This window comes from Mucilaginibacter sp. P25 (assembly GCF_050859465.1).
In the GTDB taxonomy this organism is placed as follows: Bacteria; Bacteroidota; Bacteroidia; order Sphingobacteriales; family Sphingobacteriaceae; genus Mucilaginibacter; species Mucilaginibacter gossypii.
Map to the genome: position 1 here is coordinate 6,010,444 of NZ_CP193937.1, position 17,238 is coordinate 6,027,681.

Below are 17,238 nucleotides of genomic sequence, written 5' to 3' on the forward strand. Positions count from 1 at the left end.
ACAACACCATTTTGCTTTTAAAACAACGGTAAAAGTGCAATTATATAGTTGTAAGGTAGGGGTTATAGAGATTATACCCCATGATTGGAGATCAGTTGATGAAAATATTCAAATCAAACATGCCTGTCATCAGCATGATTAAACTTTTTGTATCCGCCGCCGTCTATTTATTTGTCAGGCACAGAAATTGAATAAGTGTTCATATTTAGACAGACACCATGAAAAAATTAATTTTAGGAATGCTTGCAGGATGCTTTTTACTTGCAGCTTCGGTTACCAGGACAAATGCACAGGTAAGTGTAAATTTAAACGTTGGCTTATGGAACCCGCCCGCCGAATATGCCGGTATTAATTATTACTACTTACCCGATGTAGAAAGCTACTATTATGTCCCTACTCATCAATATGTTTATTTGGATGGCGGAAACTGGGTTTGGAGACGATCATTGCCGCCACGCTATGCCAGCTACAACATTGCAACAGGCTACAAAGTGGCCGTAAACCGCCCAAGAGCGTATACCTATTTTACGCACGACCGTGATACCTATGCCCGCTACCGCGGTACAAAGAATGTTATAGTACGAGACAACTACCGCACCAGGGTAGTAAACCGCACACATGTGGTTAATCGTACCAGGGTAGTAAACCATTACCAAAAGCCACATAAAACCGTAGTAAAACGTACCCGCGTAGTTGAACACCGTGGACAAAAAAATGGTCACCACCATTAATTGTCTAACAGGCTTTCCCCTAAAAAATATAAAAGTAAAAAGACCGCTTCTGTTAAGGCGGTCTTTTTACTTTTATTAGATTATCTATACGCCACGTCATGGGAATTTGGACATCCGGTTTGAACGGTGAAATGCTATTTGCTATAGAGAGCCTGTCACCCTGAGCCCGTCGAAGGGTCGCGCGCAGAGGCCTTACCCACCATGCTTCGACAGGCTACCCATGACAGCCTCTTTACCCCGCAAAGCTCCTCGCCTTCATTAATACTTTATCCAATCCGCTTACATCACTGCCACCCGCGGTAGCAAAAACGGCTGACCGCCGCCTCCGCCTTTAACTTCCTTAGCCAGCTCTTTTACGATGTTACCGGCATGCAGGCCTTTTTCCTTCACCAGGTTTTCGGCAATCATTACGGTAATGCTTGGTTTACCATCGAAATCAGCAACCAGCACCAGGAACAGGTTTGAAACTATGTCCTTAAGCTGATAAGCCAGATTTTTAACTGCATCGGCATTGGGCAGGGCTACTTTTTGGGCGATGAAATTAATATCGCCGATGGCTTCGGCCTTTTGAGCCAGCTCAGTTTTTAAGCCTGATGATTTTTCAAGGATCGATTTTTCGATCTCCTTTTTCAGTTTAGCGTTTTCGTCCAACAATCCCTCAACGCTTTTTGAAAGGTCTTTTGGATTCTTAAGCAGTTCTTTTAACTGGTTAACCAAAGCATTTTGGGTAACGATATATTTTTCGGCAGCAACACCGGTAATAGCCTCAATACGGCGAACACCGGCAGCTACCGCACTTTCGGCAATAATTTTAAAGAAACCAATTTGCCCGGTAGCTTTCACATGCGTACCGCCACAAAGCTCCTTGCTGAAGTTATCATCAAAAGTGATCACACGTACATACTCGCTATATTTTTCACCAAACAAAGCAGTTACACCACTGCTGATGGCTTCGGCATAGAGTACACTGCGCTCTTCCTTGAGCGGAATATTTTCGCGTACCTTTTGATTTACGATGGCCTCGATCTGCGCCAGCTCTTCATCGGTAACTTTGGCAAAGTGCGAAAAATCAAACCTTAAGTAATCGGCATTCACCAATGAACCTTTTTGGTTTACATGGCTACCCAAAACCTGTTTCATTGCAGCATGCAACAAGTGCGTAGCCGAGTGGTTACCGTTGGTTTGGCTGCGTAGAGCAGGATCAACAATAGCAGTTAAGGCATCGTCAATATCCTGCGGCAATTTATCGGTAAAATGAACTATCAGTCCGTTCTCCTTTTTCGTATCTGTAACCAGGATGATCTCCCCATCAGGGAAAACCAGTTCGCCCTTATCCCCTACCTGGCCACCGCTTTCGGCGTAGAAAGGCGTTTTATCCAATACCAGCTGGTATTGTTCCTTACCCTTAGCGGTTACCTTACGGTATTTTACAATATGGGCGATACTCTCGGTCTCGTCATAACCGGTAAACTCAACCGATTCATCACCTTTTAGTACGATCCAATCGCCGGTATCAATAGCGGTGGCAGCGCGGGAGCGTTCCTTTTGCTTAATTAGCTCCTCATTAAATTTTTTTATATCTACAGTCCATCCTATTTCACGAGCCATTAAGTCGGTTAAGTCTATAGGAAACCCATCTGTATCAGACAGCTCAAAAGCAAATTCACCGACAATCATTTTCGGATTTCCGTCGTGGTTATCATAAAGTTTCCCACTTACAGGAAATGAAACTGTCTTACCATAAGTTGAGGGAGTAGAAAAACGTTCATTTTGCTTTTTTACATATTCGTTAAACTTATTAATACCGCTTCCCAAAGTCCGTAAAAATGAAACCTCCTCTTCCAAAATCACTTTTTGCACAAAATCCTTTTGCTCAAAAAGATTATTGAATACTCCCTTAAACTGTTCCGCCAATAATGGTACCAGTTGGTTAAAGAAAGGCTCCTTAAAGCCTAAAGTTTGATAGCTATAACGCACTGCCCTACGTAAGATCCTGCGGATCACATAACCCGCTTTGTTACTTGCGGGCAATTGCCCATCTGCAATAGCAAAGCTTATAGCGCGGATATGATCGGCCAATACGCGCATAGCTACAGCATCATTCCAATCCGCATCACCCGGTTTAGCAGCACTGTTATATTTCTTACCCGATTTTTCGGCAATGAACTGAATCATTGGTTGAAAAACATCGGTATCATAGTTTGATGTTTTGCCCTGCAACACGCGTACCAGACGCTCAAAGCCCATCCCGGTATCCACATGTTTGTTAGGCAACGGTTGCAATACACCACCTTTAAGGCGGTTAAATTGCATAAATACATCGTTCCAGATTTCGATAACCTGGTCATGGTCGGCATTAACTAAAGTGGCGCCGTTTACTTCGGCACGCTCATTATCCGGGCGGCTATCAAAGTGAATCTCCGAACAAGGACCGCACGGACCAGTCTCGCCCATTTCCCAAAAGTTGTCTTTTTTGTTACCACGGAGAATATGATCTTCCGCTACGTACTGCTTCCACAGTTCATAGGTTTCGGAATCTGCTTCAAGGCCTTCCTTTTCGTCACCTTCAAAGTAGGTAACATACAGGCGGTCTTTAGGAAGCTTGTAAACCTCGGTAAGCAGTTCCCAGCTCCAGGCAATGGCTTCTTTTTTAAAGTAGTCGCCAAAGCTCCAGTTACCCAGCATTTCAAACATGGTGTGGTGATAGGTATCGATACCCACCTCTTCCAAATCGTTGTGCTTGCCAGATACACGTAAACAACGCTGCGTATCCGCCACGCGCGGGGCTTTCGGGGCCGCCTCGCCTAAAAATATATCTTTAAACTGGTTCATCCCCGCGTTGGTAAACATCAGGGTTGGGTCGTTTTTAATTACAATTGGAGCCGAAGGAACGATGGTGTGTCCCTTTGAAACAAAAAAATCAAGAAAAGCCTGTCGTATTTCGGTAGCAGTCATAGGAAGCAAAGGTAAATAATAGTCGGGAAGTCAGAAAGTCCGGAAGTCGGAAAGTAAAAAAGGAATTACCGCGAGAGATTTCTGTCTCCTCAGGGTCTCTCGCAGAGGACCCTGAGGTATTCGCAATGCAATTTCATAGTTTTACAGAAAGGCGAAAGTTAAACCACGTAATAAAAGCGGCCAAGGTTGAAATCGACACAATTTATGACTTCAGGGTCCTCTACGAGAGACCCTGAAGGGACGATAAGATAGGATTTTCAATTATTTCGGATATCGGATTTTCGATTTCGGATTTATTTATTGATTACAGTTGATTTACCCTCCCATTCATCGATACAATTAAACAATTTATCTTATTTGGTGTAAATTTGTTTATGGAAACTTTAAGAGTTGATATTCAAAACGAACAGGAGAAACGAGTGCTCCTGGCTTTTCTTGATAGTTTGGACTATAATTACCGCATAGATAATGAAAGCGATGCCGTGCTTGAACAACAAGCTAAAGACATGGCCAGCCGCAAAGCCGATTTTTTAGCAGGCAAAGCCTCCTCCCTACCCTGGAGCGAAACCAAATAGCCATACGATACAGATTTAGCGGACATAAAAAATAATTGCTGGTGCAATTATAGAGACTGTTGAAAAAGAGTCCGGATGTTGTATCCGGACTCTTTTTCAACAGCTATTAACTTTTTTCTCAAATAGTATTTTCTGCGCGTTGAATCCCGCTGAAGCGTCAATCACCTCGCTAAGGAGCGGCCAGTTTTCTGCTTTTTCAAAATTATTATTGTAAACACGTGTTATCACAATAGTTACAACATTACCGTTAAGGGTTGCTTCTGACGAAAACGAACCGGTTTTATTAGTCTTTTTTGCTGCTATTTCCTCCAGCCCTTTGGCTGTATATCCCTGTGGCACAGCAATGTTTATGGTGTATTTAAAACTACGGGAACATGGCATATACACGTCATAAGTGCGTTTTCGTTCTTTTTCTTCCAGTTTGTAAAACGATCCTGCAAGTTTACCGGCGTCAATAATATAATTATTGCCCGCTTTTTTTACCAGATTATCCAATACAAATGATTCCGAATACTGAAAAACCGGACTGCTATTATCAAGAGCGGCATTAATAATTTTACAATCTGTAACCTGGGTTGGCTCCTGCTCGTACTGGGCTTTTATTTCAGACGTAAATTTCTTTACTGACTTTGACTCATCATCCGAAAACGCGTAGCTGAAATCATCACGCAGTTTTTTTGTTTCGGGGTTTTCTGCCAATCGTTTTTCCAGCTTTTCACTCTTAGATAATTCCATAAGGATGTTATCAATATCAACTACCGGCAGTAAACGTAACTGATCATCATGCCTCATCAAACCTGTTTGTTTAACCAACCTCTGTATCTTTATCTTTTGCATATTGGTCGGCAAAAGCGATACCTTAATGTCTTCATTTATATTATTAATAGCGGCCTGCATTACGGGCAAAACTGCTGTACCTTCAGTAAACGAATATTTGGTTGAACTTTCCCGCTTAGGAGTAAGCACAATCACTTTTTCACCCTGAAAGCGTTGAGGTATCTCATTAAAGTGAGTTGCGGCGTCATCAAAAAACATATATAGCGGCTTTGTATCGTTTATGCGGATGCAGGCGTCAAAATCACTATAGTTAAAGATATTATCGAGTGTATTAGCATTACGCGAACAAACCAACAATACGTCATGATCAATTTTCAGATCATTTAAAGCCATGCTCATAACAACCGTATTAAACTTTGAGGACATACGACGATAATTGATTTCATCAACTTTGCCAACATCATCCTTACTATAACTACCAAAAACCATTCCCTTCCTGATATTGTAAAGCACCTTCATAGCGCTATCAAGCGGTACAGCTTTAATGTTCTTTTTGCCGTCGAAATATTTTTTTAAACGGTCAACAACATTGCTGAAGTAAGGAATGTCCCGTTCGGTAAAAGTGCCTTCAAAAATTGCCTTATTGGCCTGCAACCTATCAGCAGCGCTTTCACCTGCTTTACCACCCGAAACAAACTTTACAAAACCCATGGTGTGTGAACTGCTGATTTCGATATAAGGGAACTGACGAAACTTGGAAGTCCAAAATTCACTGGAATACTTGGCCTGATCTCTGACCTTCAAACTGTATATCTGGTCGCCTGCTGCGTTCGTACTTATATTAAACTGCGGGGCGCCATTTGCACAAATATGCTTTACATTATCTTTTTTTGAATATTGAAAATCGTAGCTGCTGTATAAAACAGGATACTCGCCGGCCAATACAAAAACCATATCGTTATCAGCAAAATTATCGGTACTTGCATTTTCGTTTACGTCGACAGTGCTCACGTAATAATCAAGTATATCACCAACCTGCAAATCGGATATGGCAAGTTTACTCACCTGATCTTTCTTTTCATTTTTTATCAGAACTTCTTCGCTTGTGTTTACCACAACTTCTTTGCCGCTTGGCTTAATGATCTTAGCCCCAATGTAGGTGTCATGTGTCATGAAAAATTTAGCGCTCAAAATATGTACGCTTTCATCAAGACGTTTTTGGTAAGATATAGTTGAAAAATCTTCAAGTGCTGATTTGTCGTTTATCTTAACCCGTTCGTGAAAAGTGGTAAGCTTGAGTGCCCGAGTTGTTGATGACGCCGTGATGATCATAAATTTAAATTTATTGGTCAGCGATCTTTGCATGCTGTATGATTTGGCAAAAACCACGGCGCTTTCATTACTTAAATTAACAGGCACCTTTGTGGTTGCAAATTCAGGCACGGTTGTCCCCCAAACCTCCTTCTGAATTTCGGCTGCTTTTTCCGCGTAGGTTTGGTTATTGTTTTGCGCACCCGCGGTCATAGCAAACAGAGGAAAGAAAAATAATAAACGTAATGTTTTTTTCATTGTGATACAGGTTTTATAACTAAATTTTCGTTGTAAGCTTTATTCAAGAGTTCAATATCCTGGTTCCATTGCGCAAAATTTGCCTTTGTAAGCAGCGTGTTCTTTATGAGCAACGTTTTTTTATAAGTGATTTTTCCGGGCGAACTGATGTAAGTGATATAAAACTCATACCCCGGCCTGGATATGTTAACGCCGGGCGGTATGCTTGCAGCTTTATAACCTGGCGGCAGCGTGAGTTCGGTCTCGGTTGCAATCTGATCTTTTCTTGAAAACCAGTAATCATTTTTTTGCTCATCAATAGCTATGACAGCCCCCGAAAGCTCTTTACGGTTATCCAGATCAATATAATACTCTTTACCAAAAGCAGATATTCCACTTTTACGGTCAACATCATACCCGGCATTTAAATCTTTGTCGGCATTGCTTGTACTACTTAAAACAAGGTTATTGATGGCATAATCGGTATTACCCGCAGCAAGATAATGTTTCATAACATCTTCGACATTTTCATGCTTAATGCTATTTATTCCAGCTAATACTGCTTCTTTATCCTCTCCTTTCCAAACGTTGCTCACTTTACCGGCAAGGCTTGCTCCATTTATATGGAGTTTGCTTATTTCGCTGCTTACATTTTGCTGAGGTTGCGCGTATGGTATTTTACCGAGAATATACTTATCACCATCTTCCATTAAAACCTGTCTGCCTTGTATCCTTTCAGCATATTCATTAATACCTATATAGGTTTCAGTGGCATCAAGATAGTAGATTTTGCCTTTATAAGGCAACCCGCAAATCATATGATTATCAACTGCCATTGAGGGTGTTTGATAATCATAAGCAATATGTTTTGTACCCAGCCAGCAAAGCCGGGCATCAAAGCCTGCAGATACAAGCAGGGCCTTGGTCAGGTTGGCCATTCCCTTACAGTCACCATATTTTTTTCTTAGCACCTCGTCGGCTTTTTCAGGTTTAAAACCTGCTATGCCATCTTCAAATGCTATATATCTGATGTTGTCCTGAACATAATAAAATATGGCTTTTATTTTATCTAAATCATTAGTTAACCCTGCAGTGAGCTCATTACTTTTAGTACGTAACAGCGCGGGGTCGCCGGCCACATCCTTTACTAACTCGTGGTACCATGCATAAAGATCGGCAAGAGTATTGAAATAAGTAAATTGTTTACTCCCTACAATCGCCGATTTACACATGATGAGCAAATGCGGATATACGTAGGTTGGGCCCGGACCATGCAATTCCTTTTTCATTGCCGGGATATTAGTAAACTTATATGTTATAATATCGGCATCATTGCTGCTGTTATAAACGGTACTTTTTTTAATATTAAAATCATTAAAATTAAACTCCTTAATATCCACCTTCATCCAGCGCGGAATTTCGATACTAACTTCGCCTTGTTGGACCGGCAGGTTATCAGCAAAATAAATATTGGTAAAATAGCGGGGATCATTAACGGTTTCTTCAAAAGTAACATTGCCAATACTTCCTTTTTTTGCCAGATCGAGCGTAAAGTAACACAACCGTTCGTCCGAATAAAAAATATCATTATTGCTGTAATAAGTATACTCAGGTTTAAAACCGCGAGGAGTGCGGCCGTCAACTTTGCAGGTTATATCATCAATAGAGATATTGTTGTTGTAAAATTCAGATACCGTGTAATTAACCTGGTAAGCACTACTGGTGTAGATATTATTAAGTTTCTGGATGATCTCTACACGGTTATCTTTGCTGTTCCAATTAAACCGAAACTCATTTTTCAAGGAGGTTATGGTTACAGCCGAATCAACTTTGAGGGCACTTAACCGCATAGTACATAACACACACAGCGTGTATGTTATCAATAGTTTAATAGTCATAAGGTTATTAGAGCCATAAATATATAATTATATGGATCAGATTCAAAGAAAATTCCGAAATCGAAATTCCCAATTCCGAAATCAAATAGATACATTTGTATTATGCCGTATAAAGAACGTGAGATAAGCAAGATGTACTACACCATGGGCGAGGTATCGGCCATGTTTGATGTTAATCAGTCGCTTATACGTTTTTATGAAAAAGAGTTTGATGTTCTGCAACCCAAGAAAAACAAAAAAGGCAACCGGTATTTCACCCCCGAAGACATTGAAAACTTTAAGATCATCTTCCACCTCATCCGTGATAAGGGCTACACTTTAAACGGAGCAAAAGATCATCTTAAAAACAACATGGGCGATACCAGGGATAACCAGCGCGTTATTGATTCTCTCGAAAATCTCAAAAAATTCCTGCTTGAGGTACGCGACCAGTTGTAATCTTCCGCATAAAAACTATCTTTATTTCTAAAATACCGTCGGGTTAACCTATAACCATGCTGTCACCTGCTATAACAATCTGTAAGATATATGATCGCTAACCACAAGGGCGAGATCCCGGTTGTTATTTTACTGATTCCTTTTTTATTGGGTATAAGCGTTGGGATCAATTTAAGGTCTGCCGCTTATTTAATGCCGTTGGCTATTGGGTTTGCCAGTCTGCTGATATTATTTCTGCTGCTTAATTTTTATTACAGCCGTTTTAAAGTTTATAAAAGGCGGTGGCTTGGCGGAATCATCATTCACTTGTTATTGTTTCTTGCCGGCTGGATAGCTGTCATGAACAATAACGAACTTAATAATTCCGGTCATTTTTCAAAGCTGCCCGCGCAACGGCTGCTTGTACGCATTAATAATGAGCCGCAAATAAAAAACGGGCTGATCCATTTTACGGCAAACGTTGTAGCGAACATCAATCAAAAACATTCCCTCCCGGCAACCGGGACGTTGATGATCACCATAAAAGATAGTGCTGCGGTGCACATGGCTTATGGCGATGAACTGTTGGTCCCCGGTAAATACACTGCTATCGACCCGCCTTTTAACCCTGCCGAGTTTAACTATAAAAAGTACCTGGCACACCAAAACATTTATTACCAGGAGTTTTTATACCCGGGACAATACCGTTTGGTGCAATCACACGCCGGCAATATGTTCATGGCAAATGCACTGGCGCTAAGGCTACAAATGGTTGAAAAGCTAAAAAACCAAATGCACAATCCAAATGCTATAGCCGTAGCCTCCACCTTAATATTAGGTTATAAAGCTGATTTGAGCGAAGATGTGTTGCAGGCCTATTCCAAAACCGGCACCATTCATGTGTTATCGGTTTCCGGCGCTCATGTGGCTATCATTTGGGCTTTGCTGGCATTTATGCTGAATTTCCTGAACAGGTTCGGGCCTGGCAGGGTGATCAAAGCGATCATCATTATTCCTATCATCTGGTATTACGCCATGTTAACTGGTTTTTCACCCGCGGTTTGCCGGGCAGCTGTCATGATCAGCACGGTTATCATCGGTAAAACTTACAACCGGTACATCAACAATTTAAATATCCTGGCTATATCGGCTTTTATATTATTACTTTATAACCCTTTGCTGATAACGGATGTAGGTTTCCAATTGTCATACCTCGCGGTTGCCGGGCTGGTAGTTTTACAACCTGTGGTTTATAAATGGTTTACTTTTTCTAATAAATGGATCGACAAACTATGGGCTTTGTGTTCGGTATCAATAGCTGCACAGGTTATTACGTTCCCGCTGAGCGCTTTTTATTTTCACCAGTTCCCGGTTTATTTTTTGTTTAGCAACCTGTTCATTATCATTCCCACAGCTGTTATTATGTATAGCGGGATCTTTTACCTGCTATTGCCGCAAATCCCCTTTATATCTGCCGGCCTTGCCTGGCTCCTCGAAAAAACCATCCTGCTCATGAACGCTGTACTGGCCTGGTTTGAGCACCTGCCCTTTGCAAGCATCAACAAAATATGGCTTACCGCAACCGAGTACTTGCTGCTTTATGCTATTATCATATGTTTTTTTACTTTTTGTACGATAGAAAAATATGGCTGCTGAGAGCAGGTATTGCATTGATTTTTTTGTTAGCTGTAAGTATCAGCATAAAAACATACCGCTCATATACAACCAACAGCATCGCCTTTTTAAACCTGCGTAAAAACATGGGGATCATCTTTAAAAACGGTAACCGTGCTATTGTACTAACTAACCTCACTGATACCGACAAAAACTACCATTATTCTATCCAACCCTATCTTGATAGTTGTAAAATAAACGACATCTCTTTGTATCAACCTAATCAGGATATCCGATCTGGCTTTTTACGAAAACAGGATAATTTTATTCAATTTCGAAATCGGTCGATAGCTGTTGTGAACAAAGATTATGCGGATACCATATCCGCGATAAAACAAAAAACCGACTACCTATACATAACCGGGAACCCTAAAATTCCGCTTGCTATTATTAATAAAAATCACGAATATCATAATATAATTATTGATGCCACCAATGCCCCTAAAACCGTACAATTTATTGCTGATCAGGCACGTGCCCTGCATGGCAATTATGTAATATTAAAACGTAACAAATCGTTCATAACGGCATCTAATTGAAAAACATATTAAACTACTTATCTAAAAATTTGTCTTTTAATTATTAAAAATTAATTTGGCATTAAATCAAACTCAAAACATGAACATTAAAATTTTCAATGTTGCCTTAGGCCTTGCCCTTACCGCAACAGCTATCAGCGCAAACGCCCAAAAAGCTTACAAAGAGGGCGTGGTAACTATTTCAACGGCTATGCAGGGGCAACAGGTTGAAGCTAAAAGTTATTTCCGCGCCGATTCGGCCGCTATGCAATTTACTACAGGGCCCGCTACCATAAAAATATTAACCGATGCCGACGGTAAATCATTAGTTGTAATGGTTGATGTACCTGTTGCGTCTATCAAGAAAGCTGCGGTTGCTACTCCTGATGAGGTTGACCAGGCTATGGCTTCATTACCAACTCTTACCTTTGCTCCCGGTACCGAAACTAAAGTTATTTCGGGTTTTAACTGCAAAAAAGTGGTAGCTACAGATGCAAAAGCCAACAAAACTTATGATATCTGGGTAACTAATGATGTTACTGTACCTGTAACTGCTATTGCTAAATACTACCGCGCTGTTGGTGGTTTCCCGGTACAATACACCTCATTTTCACAAGGTCAAAGCACCGAGGTTACTGTTAAAAGTATTACCGAACAAAAAAACCCTGCCGGTACATTCGGGATCCCTGCTGATTTTGAAAAGATCACCCTGGATGACCTGAAAGCTATGAGCGGCGGCAGATAATCGAATATTTCATTAACAATTCATTAAAGGTTCCTTAACATTGTGGCAAAATACTATTTTTGTTACCCCAATGTTAAAGAACCTTTTAGCTTTTTCAGATTCTTCATCTTTTGGATCGCTTTTTTCGCAATTACGAGAGCGACATTTGAGATCTATTTTCTGCACAAGCTGGATCACGCCCGCATCGGGGAAATCCTTCAAACGTTTTTCTGGGGCTTAAGGCTTGACGTATCGGCAACAGCATATATCTGTATCATTCCCATCCTTGTATTTGCCATCAACTGGTTTATCCCAAAGGTTAGAATAAAACCCATCTGGCTAAAAGTATATGTTTGGTTTTGCTTGTTCTGCATTTCGTTGAATACGGTACTTAACTTTAATATTTTCCGTGAATGGGGCACCAAAGTTAGTTTCAGGGTGTTTACTTCGTTTTATCACGCACCTTCAGAAGCAATCGCATCAAGTGGATCATCGCCGGTGGGTAAATGTATTTTTATCGGGATTGCCTTACTGGCCACCGGTATAATGCTATCTCATTTCATCATCAATTATCAGTTTAAAAAGCCTGATGTCCGGCCAAGCCTTAAAGTTTCGCTTACCACATTGCTGCTTTTTGTAAACTTTGTGATGATGCGCGGCGGTTTGCAAGCTAAGCCGGTAAGCCAGAACTCTGCTTATTTCTCCGAAAAGCAAATCCTCAACCAGAGTGCCCTCAACACCGAGTGGAACCTCTTTAACAATGTATTTGAAAATTTGCGCCCGCTTTACAATCCCTATCTATACGACCGCCCGGATGAGGCCGCAAAAACCGTTGAAGAATTATATAATGTTAAAGGCAATTCAACAGAACAAATCCTGACTATCAGCCGCCCAAACATTGTAATCATCCAAATGGAAAGCTATACAGCCGACGTGATAGAATCATTAGGAGGAGATAAAGGCGTAGCGCCAAACTTTGAAAAGTTCATTAAAAACGGACTGTTCTTTAACAACATTTATGCCTCAGGCGATCGTACCGACAAGGGTATTGTAGCTCTCCTGAGTGGCTTCCCGTCACAGGCAATCCGTACCATAATCAGCGATACGCTTAAACATAAAAAACTTCCGGCTTTATCTGCATCGTTTAAAGATGCAGGCTATGAAACCGCTTATTTTTATGGTGGCAAAAGTAATTATATGAATTTTGATAAGTTCATGACTTCACATAATATCGATCATATTATCGACGAGGCCAGCTTTGATAACAGCCATATAAAAACACAATGGGGTGTTTATGACGATGACCTGCTTACCCGAAACCTGCAATATTTGGCCCGTCAAAAACAGCCGTTCTTTAACTATGTACAAACATCATCCAATCATGAGCCTTTTGTACTACCTGTTAAGCACCATTTTAATGATGACGCTGATGTAAGTAATAAATTCAGAAGCACAGCCTATTTTACCGATTCATGCCTGAACGCTTATTTTGAGCAGGCCAGAAAACAAGCCTGGTATAAAAACACACTGTTTATCCTGGTGGCCGATCACGGTCACCGCCTGCCGCGTAATACAGCCGAGGCTTACGACCCGGCTAAATACCATATACCTCTTTTGTTTTTCGGCGATGTGATCAAGCCCGAATATCGTGGTAAAAAAACAGTAAACTGGGCGGACAAACAGACCTCGCAGCTACCCTGCTGGCTCAGTTAGGTATGCCACATAATCAGTTTAAGTGGTCGAAAGATCTCTTGAATTCCAATAGTAAAGAGTTTGCTTTTTTTGATTGGGATAATGGGTTCGGTTTTATGCAGCCGGGGCAGGCTGTTTCATATGATAACGCCGGCCGCACCATGATCTATAACAGCAAACCAAATGCTGATAAAAATGCTACTGAAGCGGCGATTGCTTGTGGTAAAGCTTATTTGCAGCAGGTGTTTACGGAGTATATGGGGTATTAAAGTTTATTCATGTCATTGCGAGGAGGAACGACGAAGCAATGTCGTAGCTATACAGAGCCGTTCAGCTTCAGTGCGATTGCCGCGCTACGCTCGCAATGACAGATTTTTTATTCCTTACAAAGCCAATTCTTTACCCAACTGCTCAACCCATTGATTAAACAGTTTGGTTTCAAATTCAACAGCTTTTTGAGCGTGCAGTTCCCAATCGGGCGAGAAATGCTGCAGCTGGTTGATCATCTCTTCCAAGTGGCCTTCTTCCTCTAAAATGATCGATTTTACGTTTACTTTGCTACCTGCTTCGTCAAGGGCATCCTGGTAAATTGGATAAAGTTCATCGGCACGTACCTCAATAGCGTAGGTAACCAACAGGTAAGCTGCAAAACGGAGCTCAGCGCCTTTCAGGTTCAGCTCACTTTTTAAATAACGGCAAACATCCACATCCAACTGATTTAAATAATACTTGCTTGAGCCCGGGGCCAGCAGGTATTCGGCAGCGTAGGTTGGTAACGTTACACCCGTTTTTTCCAGTTGCTTTTTAAGGTAAAAGGCATGACGGTGCTCTTCGGCAGCGTGCTTTAATATAATGTAAGTAACCGTAAGCGGGTCTTCACTGGCCGAAATCTTGCGTGCGCCGGTATTTTCCATTAACGATAATGTGTTTAACCAGCGTGAATGAAGTTCGTTATCGGCTATTATAGTAGGTAGTATTTTGTTCAGCATAATTTATAATTCTTCAAGAGCCTGCTCAATTTTGCTGTAAACATAACTGAGTTGCTCATTAGTAATGCAATATGGCGGTAAAATATAAATAACGTTTCCCAGGGGGCGCAATATGATCCCCGCGGATAAAAAATAATGGTACAGCTTATCCCTGAGCGAACTGAAGTATGAGGTATTATCGCCGGTTTCCCACTCCATGGCCAGTATAGTGCCTGTTTGCCTCACGGTTTTTATTTTAGGGTGATTGCGGATCTTATCGGCAAAGGCAGTATGAGCGGCTTTGATCCTGGCAATGTTCTCTGCCGTTTCGGGTTGTTGAAACAGATCCAGGCTGGCCAATGCCGAAGCACATGCTATCGGGTTGGCCGTAAACGAATGCCCGTGGAAAAGGGTTTTCAACTTATCATCCGATAAAAAGGCATCATAAATTTGCTGCGTACAGGTAGTTAAGCCCAGCGCCATCGTGCCGCCTGTAAGTCCTTTGGAGAAACACATGATATCCGGCTCAACATTTACATGATTCGTGGCGAAAGGTTTGCCTGTACGCCCGAAGCCGGTGAAAACTTCATCGGCAATCAGCATCACTTCTTCCTCACGACAGTGGGCCATCAATTCATTCAAATACTCAGCCTCATACATGATCATCCCTGCCGAGCCCTGCACCAATGGTTCAAAAACAAAGCAGGCCGTCTGAGATTTGAGATCTGAGATCTGAGATTTGAGGCTTTCTATATTTTCTACGTTGGGTATATCTATAAAATCTACCTCGAATAGTAAGCTGTCAAAAGCTTTAGTGAATGCACTGCGGCCACTTACGGCCATCGCGCCGAATGTATCGCCGTGGTAAGCATTATTAAAAGCGATGATCTTGGTGCGCTGATCGCCTTTATTAAGCCAGTATTGCAGGCACATTTTTATAGCAACCTCAACAGCGGTTGAACCGTTATCTGAATAAAAAGCTTTTTTTGGTTGGCCGGCAAAATTGCTAACAGCCGTTCCGCCAATTCAACGGCGCCTTCATGGGTAAAACCTGCAAATATCACATGTTCCAGTTTGTGAAGCTGCTCTGATACCTTTTGGGCAATATAAGGATGCGCATGCCCGTGAATGTTTACCCACCATGACGATACTGAATCAATGTATTGTTTTCCTTCTTCATCAAATAACAGTGCCCCTTCGCCACGTACAATACCTACAGGCGGCTGCGCGGTTTTCATTTGGGTATAGGGGTGCCATATTACTTTTAAATCCCTTTCGGTAAGGTTCATAGTTCGTTCTGTAAAAGTTCAACCACACGTTTATCTGTCGGAAATTCAAAGTCGGCCACACTAAGCGCGGTAAGTGGCACCCATCTAAAAGCCTGCAACACCTCTCCTTCCCCATCAAAATCAAAGGCAACAGCCTTTATGTTCAAATTAACCGGAGTAATGCTTCGCACTAAATAATATACACTGATAACCTGCGAATTATTGAAGGCCGATTTTACGGCAAAATCAGTGGTGTAAAAATGGCCTACAACTTCAATCTCAATATTACACTCTTCCATAAACTCGCGTTTAAGCCCGTCAATCAGGCCCTCACCAAGTTCCAGGCCTCCGCCCGGGAACTTTGAAAAACGCACACCGTATTCCTGTTCATCGCTTATGAGCAATTCATCATCATCGTTCAGCAGCAGACCGTAAACCCTTACATTAAAGTATTCCATTATTCAAAGTGTTTTTTATTACGTACAACCTTTTCCATTGTCCAGGCTATTGTTTCGTTTTTTGCTTCCGACCGGATAGGGCAATTGGGCATACTGCAGTAGTGGCAGCAATTGGGTACACAAGGGTCAGCATGAATAAAAAGCTCCGTTTTTATGCCCATATCGTTATTTATCATCTTATCAACCAATGATATTTCAGTATGTACTGTATTCAGATCAAAATAGTTGGGCAGCGTCATGTGACAGTCGATATGCAGCTCATGTCCATATTTCTGCGCGCGCAAATTGTGTACATCTATCCAGGCCTCACGGCGTTTTTCACTTAAAACGTTCACGATCCCGGTCACTACCTGAAAATCTGCCTCATCCATTAATCCCCCTACCGATTTACGAACCAATTTGTAACTACTGTACACTATATATAAGCCAACCAATATAGATAATGCACTATCGAGCCATAAAATCCTGGTAAATTCAATTAACAATAAACCTACCACCAGGCCTACGCTGGTAACGGTATCGGCCAGCAAATGACGACCGTCGGCATCAAGGGTGATGGAACGAAGCTCTTTGCCCTTACGGATCATATAATAACCCAACACGCCGTTAATGGCTCCGGTTGCCGCTATAATAATAGCACCGGTAAACAGGTCATGGATAATGTTGGGAAAGAAAAAGCTGTAAACCGATTTTACAATGATGATGCACCCGGCAATGCCGATAAGTGATCCTTCTATAAAAACCGAAAAAAACTCCACCTTGCCGTGGCCGTAAGGATGGTTTTCATCTCGTGGCAGGGCCGAGAGGTAGATACTGTAAAAGGCAAATGAGCTTGCAATTACATTTACAATACTTTCGGCGGCATCGGTAAGTACAAAATTGGAGGCTGTTAAAAAGTAGGCGCCAAATTTCGCCAGCATCAGCACAATCCCCGTTATAAGCGAAATTAAAATGATCCTTTTTTGTTGATTCAAAGCAAGGGTGGTATTAGGCCGCAAATTTAAAAAATAACAAGCGTAAGTAGCAGTAAAGTTA

The 17,238-nt window shown here is 41.6% G+C and carries 13 protein-coding genes and 2 pseudogenes; 8 read left to right on the forward strand and 7 right to left on the reverse strand.

Annotated features, from left to right (window positions below; translation table 11 throughout):
- The first annotated feature begins 218 nt into the window (after positions 1 to 218).
- Positions 219 to 731, forward strand: coding sequence for a hypothetical protein (locus tag ACRQ5D_RS30375; protein WP_091162158.1), 513 nt, complete (start codon positions 219 to 221; stop codon positions 729 to 731).
- A gap of 232 nt (positions 732 to 963) precedes the next feature.
- Here ACRQ5D_RS30375 and alaS read toward each other — a convergent pair.
- Positions 964 to 3,686, reverse strand: a pseudogene (gene alaS, locus ACRQ5D_RS30380) (alanine--tRNA ligase).
- A 374-nt stretch (positions 3,687 to 4,060) separates the two neighbouring features.
- Between alaS and ACRQ5D_RS30385 the strand changes: the two are divergent.
- Positions 4,061 to 4,261: a hypothetical protein gene (locus tag ACRQ5D_RS30385; RefSeq protein WP_091162154.1), complete on the forward strand. Its 201-nt coding sequence runs from the start codon at positions 4,061 to 4,063 to the stop codon at positions 4,259 to 4,261.
- Between the two features lie 96 nt (positions 4,262 to 4,357).
- Here the strand turns inward: ACRQ5D_RS30385 and ACRQ5D_RS30390 are convergent, their stop codons facing one another.
- Together ACRQ5D_RS30390 and ACRQ5D_RS30395 are read right to left on the reverse strand one after the other, a co-directional pair.
- Complete coding sequence (locus tag ACRQ5D_RS30390; protein ID WP_432327602.1) at positions 4,358 to 6,607, reverse strand: hypothetical protein; 2,250 nt, start codon at positions 6,605 to 6,607, stop codon at positions 4,358 to 4,360.
- Positions 6,604 to 8,484 carry a transglutaminase-like domain-containing protein gene (locus ACRQ5D_RS30395; RefSeq protein ID WP_432327604.1) on the reverse strand — a complete coding sequence of 627 codons (1,881 nt, stop codon included), beginning with the start codon at positions 8,482 to 8,484 and terminating at the stop codon, positions 6,604 to 6,606. The genes ACRQ5D_RS30390 and ACRQ5D_RS30395 overlap by 4 nt, the downstream gene beginning before the upstream one ends.
- A gap of 102 nt (positions 8,485 to 8,586) precedes the next feature.
- On the opposite strand from ACRQ5D_RS30395, the gene ACRQ5D_RS30400 reads away from it, so the two are divergent.
- The 6 genes from ACRQ5D_RS30400 to ACRQ5D_RS30425 all read left to right on the forward strand — a co-directional run bounded on the left by ACRQ5D_RS30400 (position 8,587) and on the right by ACRQ5D_RS30425 (position 13,778).
- Positions 8,587 to 8,922: a MerR family transcriptional regulator gene (locus tag ACRQ5D_RS30400; RefSeq protein ID WP_091162148.1), complete on the forward strand. Its 336-nt coding sequence runs from the start codon at positions 8,587 to 8,589 to the stop codon at positions 8,920 to 8,922.
- 90 nt (positions 8,923 to 9,012) lie between these two features.
- A complete protein-coding gene (locus tag ACRQ5D_RS30405) occupies positions 9,013 to 10,557 on the forward strand; it encodes a ComEC/Rec2 family competence protein (RefSeq protein ID WP_431198666.1) in 1,545 nt (514 codons plus the stop codon).
- Positions 10,530 to 11,114, forward strand: a complete 585-nt coding sequence (locus ACRQ5D_RS30410) for a hypothetical protein (protein ID WP_431198667.1) — start codon at positions 10,530 to 10,532, stop codon at positions 11,112 to 11,114. The genes ACRQ5D_RS30405 and ACRQ5D_RS30410 overlap by 28 nt, the downstream gene beginning before the upstream one ends.
- Positions 11,115 to 11,193: 79 nt before the next feature.
- Positions 11,194 to 11,838 carry a DUF4412 domain-containing protein gene (locus ACRQ5D_RS30415; protein ID WP_091162144.1) on the forward strand — a complete coding sequence of 215 codons (645 nt, stop codon included), beginning with the start codon at positions 11,194 to 11,196 and terminating at the stop codon, positions 11,836 to 11,838.
- Positions 11,839 to 11,880: 42 nt separating this feature from the next.
- A complete protein-coding gene (locus ACRQ5D_RS30420) occupies positions 11,881 to 13,530 on the forward strand; it encodes an LTA synthase family protein (protein ID WP_431198668.1) in 1,650 nt (549 codons plus the stop codon).
- A gap of 2 nt (positions 13,531 to 13,532) precedes the next feature.
- Positions 13,533 to 13,778 (forward strand): hypothetical protein, encoded by a 246-nt coding sequence (locus tag ACRQ5D_RS30425; RefSeq protein WP_432327607.1) that lies wholly within the window; start codon positions 13,533 to 13,535, stop codon positions 13,776 to 13,778.
- Positions 13,779 to 13,892: 114 nt separating this feature from the next.
- Here ACRQ5D_RS30425 and ACRQ5D_RS30430 read toward each other — a convergent pair whose 3' ends face one another.
- The 4 genes and pseudogenes from ACRQ5D_RS30430 to ACRQ5D_RS30445 form a co-directional block, all read right to left on the reverse strand.
- On the reverse strand, positions 13,893 to 14,498 hold the full coding sequence (locus ACRQ5D_RS30430) for a hypothetical protein (protein WP_218134323.1): 606 nt from the start codon (positions 14,496 to 14,498) through the stop codon (positions 13,893 to 13,895).
- A 3-nt stretch (positions 14,499 to 14,501) separates the two neighbouring features.
- A pseudogene (bioA, locus tag ACRQ5D_RS30435) lies at positions 14,502 to 15,766 on the reverse strand (adenosylmethionine--8-amino-7-oxononanoate transaminase).
- A complete protein-coding gene (locus ACRQ5D_RS30440) occupies positions 15,763 to 16,203 on the reverse strand; it encodes an NUDIX domain-containing protein (RefSeq protein ID WP_091162137.1) in 441 nt (146 codons plus the stop codon). The pseudogene bioA and the gene ACRQ5D_RS30440 overlap by 4 nt, the downstream one beginning before the upstream one ends.
- Positions 16,203 to 17,177 carry a cation diffusion facilitator family transporter gene (locus ACRQ5D_RS30445; protein ID WP_091162900.1) on the reverse strand — a complete coding sequence of 325 codons (975 nt, stop codon included), beginning with the start codon at positions 17,175 to 17,177 and terminating at the stop codon, positions 16,203 to 16,205. Before ACRQ5D_RS30445 ends, ACRQ5D_RS30440 begins: the two co-directional genes overlap by 1 nt.
- Positions 17,178 to 17,238: the final 61 nt, after the last annotated feature.